The sequence below is a fragment of the Pseudorhodobacter sp. genome, assembly GCF_030452865.1.
GTDB lineage: Bacteria > Pseudomonadota > Alphaproteobacteria > Rhodobacterales > Rhodobacteraceae > Pseudorhodobacter.
In genome coordinates, this window is sequence record NZ_JAKDLJ010000230.1 from 1 (window position 1) to 5,872 (window position 5,872).

Sequence of the window (5,872 nt, forward strand, 5' to 3'; positions counted from 1 at the left end):
CGACCGCTTCGGTGACGGTGGTGCCGGTGGTGCCGGTGGCGCGGGCGGCATCGACAGTTCCGGTCTCGGTGGGGCGAATGATCCGAAATCCGTCGCCTATTTCCAGCAAACGCTGGGCGATCGCGTGTTCTTTGCCAATGACCAAAGCACCTTGTCGGATCAGGCGCGGCAAACCCTGACCGGACAGGCACAATGGCTGAACACCAACGGGGATTATGCCATTATCGTCGAAGGTCATGCCGATGAAAAAGGCACCCGCGAATATAACCTGGCACTTGGCGCGCGCCGTGCCTCTGCCGCGCAGAACTTCCTTGTCAGCCAAGGGGTTGGCGGCAATCGCATCCGCACCGTTTCCTATGGCAAGGAGCGCCCGGTCGAGGTGTGTTCGACCGAGGATTGCTACAGCCGCAACCGCCGCGCGGTCACGGTCCTGTCCTTGGGGGCGGGTAGCTGATGGCAATGCGCGCGGGGCTGATTGCGATCATTCTGGCGGTGATCCCGCTGGCAGGGTTTGCGCAGGACCGCGCGCAATCCCTGGCCGATATCCGGCAGGAATTGACGGTTCTCAACCAGACGGTGATGGGGTTGCGGTCGGAACTTGCGACCACCGGCGGGGCGACGACAGGCACATTCGGCGGCTCCGTGCTGGAGCGGGTGGACGCGATCGAGGCGGCACTGGCGCAACTGACCTCCAAGACGGAACAGCTTGAATTCCGCATCAACAATGTGGTGAGCGACGGGACCAAACGCATAGGCGATCTGGAATTCCGGTTGGTGGAGCTTGAGGGCGGCGATCTGGGTTCCGTCGGCAAGACGCCGACCCTTGGCGGCGATACCGGTACGGTTGCGCCTGTGTCCCCGACCACACCGCAAACTGGTGGTGCCTCTCTTGCAACCAATGAACAGGCAGATCTTGACCGGGCCAAGGAGGTGCTCGGTCAAGGTGACTTTCGCAGCGCCGCGGACCTCTTTGCGGCCTTTGCCCAGACCTATACGGGTGGGCCCCTGACCGCCGAGGCGCAGTTCCTGCGTGGCGAGGCGCTGAGCAATCTGGGCGAAACCGGTGAAGCTGCGCGCGCCTGGCTGGAGGCGTTTTCGAGTGACATGACCGGCGCACGCGCGCCAGAGGCGCTGTTCAAGGTCGGGCAGGCTTTGGCGGAATTGGGTCAGGGACCGGAGGCTTGCGTGACCTTGAGGGAGGCCGGCGCCCGCTTTCCCAGCGATCCCTTCGCCGGTCAGGCGACCACCGCCGCGCTGGGCTTGGGGTGCCAGTAACGGCTCTGGTATTGCCATGATGACGGAATCCGACCTGCTGCACATCGCGCGAAATGCCTTCGCATCCGATAAACCCGCCCGAATCGCTGTTGCGGTTTCGGGCGGTTCGGATTCACTGGCTGCATTGCAACTGATGGCCACCGCCGATGGGTCCGCGGTGCATGCGGTGACGGTGGATCACGCTTTGCGCGCCGCGTCGGCAACCGAAGCGGCGATGGTTGCCGACCACTGCGCGCGCCTTGGGGTGTCGCATGAAACGCTGATCTGGCAGCATGGGGCGATTGCGGGAAACCTGATGGATGCGGCACGCCGCGCCCGCTATGCGCTGATGGCGGATTGGGCAGCGGCGCGCAATATCAGCCATATCGTGCTGGGCCACACCGCCGACGATCAGGCCGAGACGTTCCTGATGGGATTGGCGCGCGGGGCCGGGATTGATGGGCTGGCCGGTATGCGCCCGTCATGGCGTCAAGGGGCGGTGAATTTTGTCCGTCCGTTCCTGACCTGTCGACGCGCCGATTTGCGGGCGTATCTGCTCCGACAGGCTGTGGCGTGGATAGATGACCCCGGCAATGAGGATGAGGGCTTTACCCGCATCAAAGCCCGGCGCGCGTTAAAGGAATTGCAACCTCTCGGGTTCACTGTCGAAGTGCTGACCGGGGTTGTGGCGAACCTGCGATCCGCACGACAGGCGTTGCGCATCGCCACGATTGAGGCTGCGCGCATTTGTTGCCGGGAAGATTCGGGCACGGTCGTGTTTGACCGCGAAGCCTGGGGATGCAGCGGGGCAGAGGTGCAGCGTCGATTGCTGAACCTCGCACTGCTTTGGATTTCCGGCGCGGGATACCCGCCGCGCGGTTCCTCGCTCAACCGTGTGCTGCGCGCGATTGATAATGGGACGGATACCACGCTGGCGGGGTGTCGCATCCGGATGTCCGAGGGCAGCTTTCGCGTGATGCGCGAACCTCGGGCGGTGGCGGGTTTGGCCTGCCCGCCGGGTCAGTTGTGGGACGGGCGCTGGCAGGTGGACGGGCCGGTACAGAACGGCATGGAACTGCGGGCGTTGGGGGCTGCGGGCTTGCGGCTTTGCAGGGATTGGCGCGCGACAGGTATTCCACGCGATGCACTGGTGGTTTCGCCTGCTGTCTGGTACGATGAGTCGCTGATTGCGGCACCATTGGCGGGTTTTGGCCCAGAATGGCGCGGACGGATCGTCGCGGATTTCAGTCAATTTGTAGTATCGCATTGAACACCCGGAACTTATAGCTATCTTATGCGCAAAGCTGTGGCCTGTTTTGGTGCCGCGCGTGAAGGAGAAATATTCGTGGGAAATGCACGAAACATCGCATTCTGGGTCGTCCTTCTGGTCTTGATCCTTGCATTGTTCAACCTGTTCAGCGGCGGGCAGGGTGCCATGTCGACTCGTTCCGTATCGTATTCCGACTTTGTGGATCGGGTTGAAGCTGGCGATGTCGTCAGCGTGACGCTTGATGGCGAAGTGATCAACGTCAAGGGCAAGGACGGCAAGGATTACTCCGTCATCAAACCCCAAGGCGAGGATGTGACGGATCGGCTGATCGCGAAAAATGTCGATGTCATCGCAAAGCCGCAGGAACAATCGGGCTTTTTCAGCCTGCTCTCGCTCTGGCTTCCGTTCCTCGTGCTGATCGGCATTTGGATTTTCTTCATGAATCGGATGCAGGGTGGCGGCAAGGGCGGCGCGATGGGATTCGGCAAATCCAAGGCAAAGTTGCTGACGGAAAAGAATGGCCGCGTGACATTTGATGACGTGGCCGGGATTGATGAAGCCAAGGAGGAGTTGGAGGAGATCGTCGAATTCCTGCGCAATCCGCAGAAATACAGCCGTTTGGGTGGGAAGATCCCGAAAGGCGCGCTGCTCGTTGGTCCGCCCGGCACAGGTAAAACCTTGCTGGCCCGCGCTATTGCGGGGGAGGCGGGGGTGCCGTTCTTCACCATTTCGGGGTCTGATTTTGTAGAAATGTTCGTCGGCGTTGGTGCAAGCCGCGTCCGCGATATGTTTGAACAGGCCAAGAAAAACGCACCTTGCATCGTGTTCATCGACGAGATTGACGCCGTAGGGCGTGCGCGCGGGGTCGGTATCGGTGGCGGCAATGACGAACGTGAACAGACGCTGAACCAGTTGCTGGTCGAAATGGACGGGTTCGAGGCGAATGAAGGCGTGATCATCGTTGCGGCCACCAACCGCAAGGACGTGCTCGATCCGGCTTTGCTGCGTCCGGGCCGTTTTGACCGCCAGATCCATGTGCCGAACCCTGATATCAAGGGGCGCGAAAAGATTTTGACGGTTCACGCCCGCAAGGTGCCGGTTGGTCCGGATGTGGATTTGCGCATCATCGCGCGCGGTACGCCGGGCTTCTCGGGTGCCGATCTTGCGAACCTGGTGAATGAGGCAGCGTTGATGGCAGCGCGCGTCGGGCGCAGGTTCGTGACGATGATCGACTTTGAACAGGCCAAGGACAAGGTGATGATGGGGGCGGAGCGCCGCTCGATGGTGCTGACCGCTGAACAGAAGGAACATACTGCCTACCACGAGGCGGGTCACGCGATTGTCGGAATGGCCTTGCCGAAATGCGATCCGGTGTACAAGGCAACGATCATCCCGCGGGGCGCGGCCTTGGGCATGGTGATGAGCCTGCCGGAGATGGATCAGTTGAACTTTCACAAGGACCAGTGCAAGCAGCGCATCGCGATGATCATGGCTGGTAAAGCCGCCGAAATCATCAAATGGGGCGAAGAAGGCGTGTCGAACGGCCCTTCCGGCGATATCATGCAGGCCAGCGGTCTGGCGCGTGCGATGGTGATGCGTTGGGGTATGTCGGACAAGATCGGCAATATCGACTATGCCGAAGCGCATCAGGGCTATCAGGGGCAGACCGGTGGATTTTCGGTTTCGGCCGACACCAAGAACCTGATCGAGGAGGAGGTCAAGATCCTGATCGACGACGGCTATGCCACCGCCCGCAAGATCCTGCTGGAGAAATCGGAGGAGTTTGAGCGGTTGGCGCAGGGCCTGCTGGAATACGAAACCCTGACGGGCGACGAGATCAAGAAAGTCATCGCGGGCGAGGCGCTTGGCGGTGACGATGACGGTGACAAGCCGGATGGCGGCGGCCCTGCCTCGGTCGTCGCGATTCCGAAAACCAAGCCACGCAGCCCCAAAGGTGGGATGGCGCCGGAGCCGGAACCTTCGGCATAATCGCGACAGGTTTGAACGGCAAGCGCCGCGGGTAACCCCGTGGCGCTTTGCTTTTCCCTACGCGGACGTAGAGGTTCGCCGCGCAGTTTGCATGTTCTGCCGGAAAGCTGTTGCCTGCGTCAAAGAGGAAGCGATACACCGGGTAGACCCCATCGCGGAGAGAGCAAAACATGCCCGGATCTGGCAGCGAAGTGCAAAACGACTGGAATCCTCAACGCTACGCTCGCTTCAGCGATTTGCGGTTGCGTCCGGCACTGGACCTGTTGGCGCAGGTGCCGCAATTGCCCGAAGGCGTGGTGATAGACCTTGGCTGCGGGACTGGCGTGGTGGGTCCGGCACTGTCCCGGCACTGTGGGCGCGCGTTGATCGGCGTCGACTCCTCGCCCGCGATGCTGGAGGATGCGCGCAATACTGGTGTCTATGCCCGGTTGGTTGATGCCGATGTGCAGCAGTGGCAGCCGCCAACGCCACCCGCGCTGATTTTTTCCAATGCCGCGCTGCAATGGGTGCCTGACCATCAGGTGTTGTTGCGACGATTGGCGGGCATGTTGACCAAAGGCGGTATTCTGGCGGTGCAGATGCCCCGGCAGGGTGGCGCGCCGTCGCATCGGTTTCTGCGTGATATTGCCGCCTCGCTGTTTGGCAACCGTTTTGCTGACCTGCCGGAATCGCCGGTACAGATGGCGGTGAAGTACTGGCAGATGCTGGCGCCGTTGGGGGAGGTGACCGCGTGGGAAACTGAATATGTGCAACGGCTGGAGGCGCAGGCAGACGGGCATCCGGTGCGGGCCTTCACGCAAAGCACGACCATGCGTCCCTACCTCGCCGGGCTGGATGCAGGGGAGACTGCGAAATTCTTTGCCGCCTATGATACCGCGCTGACCTCGGCCTATCCGGTGATGGCGGACGGTTCCGCTTTGCTGCCGTTCGTGCGGGTGTTCTTTACGCTGAAAGTGTAACGTCATGGCAGCATTGCTGAAAACAGGGATCATTGCGCGGATTGTCTGGTTGGGCCTTGTGCGCGACCGTGAGGCGGCACTTGAAAGCAGCTTGGTACGGGAACTCAATGCGCGATTTTCCGGCCCCGAAGGGGAGGCCCATGGCGGCCTGACACGGCCGTCATGCAGCCGGGTGTTGGGGCTTTATCCGCGCGACACGGAGATCGCCAATACGCGACAATTTTCGGTGCTATGTGCAGCAGAACTGGCGCAAATCGCGGCTGAGATGGGGGTTGACCACCTCGATCCGGCCTTGCTCGGCGCGACGATGGTGGTCGCGGGCATCCCGGATTTCACGCATTTGCCGCCCTCCTCCCGACTTCAGGCCGAAAGTGGTGCGACATTGGTGGTGGATATGGAG

At 61.5% G+C, this 5,872-nt stretch carries 6 protein-coding genes; all 6 read left to right on the forward strand.

Annotation, left to right across the window (positions count from 1 at the left end):
* A partial coding sequence (pal, locus tag L0H65_RS13070; protein ID WP_301459489.1) for a peptidoglycan-associated lipoprotein Pal occupies positions 1 to 454 on the forward strand: 454 nt, incomplete at its 5' end.
* 5 nt (positions 455 to 459) lie between these two features.
* On the forward strand, positions 460 to 1,275 hold the full coding sequence (gene ybgF, locus L0H65_RS13075; RefSeq protein WP_301459494.1) for a tol-pal system protein YbgF: 816 nt from the start codon (positions 460 to 462) through the stop codon (positions 1,273 to 1,275).
* A gap of 16 nt (positions 1,276 to 1,291) precedes the next feature.
* Complete coding sequence (gene tilS / locus L0H65_RS13080) at positions 1,292 to 2,524, forward strand: tRNA lysidine(34) synthetase TilS (protein ID WP_301459490.1); 1,233 nt, start codon at positions 1,292 to 1,294, stop codon at positions 2,522 to 2,524.
* 75 nt (positions 2,525 to 2,599) lie between these two features.
* On the forward strand, positions 2,600 to 4,513 hold the full coding sequence (ftsH, locus tag L0H65_RS13085; RefSeq protein ID WP_301459491.1) for an ATP-dependent zinc metalloprotease FtsH: 1,914 nt from the start codon (positions 2,600 to 2,602) through the stop codon (positions 4,511 to 4,513).
* A gap of 170 nt (positions 4,514 to 4,683) precedes the next feature.
* A complete protein-coding gene (locus tag L0H65_RS13090; protein ID WP_301459492.1) occupies positions 4,684 to 5,472 on the forward strand; it encodes a methyltransferase domain-containing protein in 789 nt (262 codons plus the stop codon).
* 4 nt (positions 5,473 to 5,476) lie between these two features.
* The coding region (locus L0H65_RS13095) for a sulfurase (protein ID WP_301459493.1) at positions 5,477 to 5,872 on the forward strand (396 nt) is incomplete at its 3' end.

Bases quoted from the DNA above. Each gene is read 5' to 3' on its own strand.
- tilS (WP_301459490.1), top strand. From the start codon at position 1,292: ATGATGACGGAATCCGACCTGCTGCACATCGCGCGAAATGCCTTCGCA.
- L0H65_RS13090 (WP_301459492.1), top strand. From the start codon at position 4,684: ATGCCCGGATCTGGCAGCGAAGTGCAAAACGACTGGAATCCTCAACGC.
- ybgF (WP_301459494.1), top strand. From the start codon at position 460: ATGCGCGCGGGGCTGATTGCGATCATTCTGGCGGTGATCCCGCTGGCA.